Here is a 2,519-nt window from a genome sequence, read left to right as displayed (position 1 = left end):
TTCCTCCAATGGAAGTGAGGGTGTTTAGCCCGTCTAAGTTCGTTATGTTTGATACTCCAGGATTAAACCATTCTCCAATATAGACGTCTCTAGTAATATGGGTAATCCCCTGATTTATAAAATAATTTACTTCTTCTTGGGTTTTTAAATGAACATCGCCTTCTACGATAGGCCCTTCTTGATTGTCCCCTTCATCTTTACATCCGCAAATGTACAATGCAATCACAAGAAATAAGGCTGTCTTTTTCATTAGGATAGTTTTATTTTTCTCTGGCAATTGGGTCTATTGACCTTTTCATTTTTAAAGTCTTCTTAGTGGGGAATGTTTGAAAAAAATATTTTTTGATTTCTTCTAGGTTATAAAGGGGAGAGCTTGCTGTAGTTAGATAAGGAAATAGTTTACCATGATGCAATGGTGATAGAGTACAATTCCGAATATTCGTTTATTTATTACCATCTAATTGAGAAGAAGGCTAGGGTCACGAAAAGTATTGAAGTTATTTAATTTAGTATTTAAAGAGCGACAATTCCTTGGTTTTTTAGGGATAGGAATCGGATAATCAGGGGAATATGAATCTCTTATTTGAACAATCGAAAAGGAAATCAGAAATAATTATACTGAATTAGATTGATTTGGCGGTAATCTAGGTGTTTATGAAGTAGTTTTTGCCTGTTTTCATGGAAAAGCGCCTATTTTTCATTCCCTCCCTTCAGGGTGTAGTTTTTAAATTTTTCTAACAATTCTTTAAATTCTTTTGCTTTCCTGTAGCCAGGGGCTGGGGCTACCATATCAAATTTTTCATTGATGAGGACAATAGTAGGGTAGGAGGTTACCCCAAGTGCTTTAGCTAGTTCAGCCTTTGATATTTTTACTCCATTAAAAACCACTTCTTCCATACTTTCGGCATTCAGTTTTACCGCATAGTAGTGTTTATTGACATATTTGATTACTTTTTGATCTTTGAAAGTCATTTTATCCATCACTTTACACCATCCACACCAATCGGTATAAACATCTATAAAAACCGTCTTTGGGTTTTCCTTAGTAAGGATTTGTGCTTTTTCTAGACTAATCCAATTTATTTCTTCTTTTTTATCGGATTCCGTCTTTTTTTCTTCAGGGGAAATAATGGATCTTATTACCTTGGAAGGAATTCTCTCTTCATTCTCACCTAGACTAATTGAATTTATATTTCTAAAATTATCTTCTCTAATTTCATTAGCGAAAATAATTAAGGGAAGGGTAAGAAGGTATGGCAAAAGGAGAATGGATTTTCGGGCTTTCATGGATGTGGGCTTTAAAGTTTAATCCTTATTGTATAGTCCTTGTAACACAAAGCAGGAAAGAATAATTTATTTATGGGATTAATTTAGTGAACAATGGTTGATTGATAATGAGTAATTGGGATACAGGGTTTTGTTATTCGCTCTATTGATTTAATGCTGTTATACTCAAGGTCAATGCGTATAAATAGGACGATATTGGTTTGTACAGTTAGGGTAGTACCATTTCACAAATAAATTTTCGTAATTAATTATTCCTTACTTTCCAATCACCTTATTTTTCATTCTTTACCATTTGTGTTTTTGCAAGTTTTATGTTACTTCTTTTTAAAAAAGATTTGTAAATCACCCCTTCTTTTGGAGAAAACAAAAAAGCTAATAAAAAGAATATTCCTGCAACAGTAGACATGGCTCCTGCTATGGATCCGTCAATCAGGGTAGCTAGAAAATATCCTAAAATGGAGGTGAATACCCCTAGTAAGGCCGATAAGCTTAACATTTTTTTAAAGTTTTCTGTAAGCAAATAGGCGGTTGCCGGATTGGCTATGAGCAGTGCCACTACCAAAATTGCCCCTACGGATTCAAAAGAAGCTACTGTTGTGAGGGAAACTGCCCCCATAAGCATATAATGCCAAAGGGAGGTAGAAATACCGATGGCAGCAGCAAAAGCAGGGTCAAAAGTGGTAAGGTAAAGTTCTTTATACCCAAATAAAATGAAGGAAAGTACCAAAATAAAGACCAAGGAAAGAATATAAACTGCTTGTGGTCCCATTATGAAACCACTTTTGGTTATCCAGAGGTCAATAGGAACATAGGCAATTTCTCCATATAAAACGCAATCCTGGTCTAGATCGACCTTTCCTGCAAAAACAGAAATAAGGATGATACCCAGGGCAAAAAGCCAGGTGAAGGTAACTCCAATTGAAGCATCAGTTTGTAATCCGCCCCGGCGGTGGAAGAATTCGATGAGAAAGGTGGTGAATACCCCAATAGCTCCTGCCCCAATTAACATGGGCACCGAATCTCTGGACCCTGTAAACAAAAATGCCAACACAATTCCCGGAAGTACGGCATGAGAGATGGCATCACCAACCATGGCCATTTTCCTTAAGATCAGGTAGCAGCCCAACAATCCACAGGTTACTGCGACTAAGGAGCCTGTTAAAATGATCCAAAATGCATTCATTGTTTAATATTTTAATTGAAATTTTAATTTCACTTTTAATCCCTATCCC

The 2,519-nt window shown here is 36.0% G+C and carries 3 protein-coding genes; all 3 read right to left on the bottom strand.

The window, feature by feature from the left end:
- On the bottom strand, window positions 1–250 hold a 250-nt coding region (locus tag E1171_RS02910), incomplete at its 3' end, for a hypothetical protein (protein ID WP_155203911.1).
- Between the two features lie 440 nt (window positions 251–690).
- On the bottom strand, window positions 691–1,287 hold the full coding sequence (locus tag E1171_RS02905; protein ID WP_155203909.1) for a thioredoxin family protein: 597 nt from the start codon (window positions 1,285–1,287) through the stop codon (window positions 691–693).
- A gap of 271 nt (window positions 1,288–1,558) precedes the next feature.
- Complete coding sequence (locus E1171_RS02900) at window positions 1,559–2,470, bottom strand: metal ABC transporter permease (RefSeq protein ID WP_155203908.1); 912 nt, start codon at window positions 2,468–2,470, stop codon at window positions 1,559–1,561.
- Between the last annotated feature and the right edge of the window lie 49 nt (window positions 2,471–2,519).

It is taken from the genome of Xanthovirga aplysinae (assembly GCF_009711365.1).
Classification (GTDB): domain Bacteria; phylum Bacteroidota; class Bacteroidia; order Cytophagales; family Cyclobacteriaceae; genus Xanthovirga; species Xanthovirga aplysinae.
Note: the sequence above shows the minus strand (reverse complement) of the source record. Positions and strands in the feature narration are given on the sequence as shown.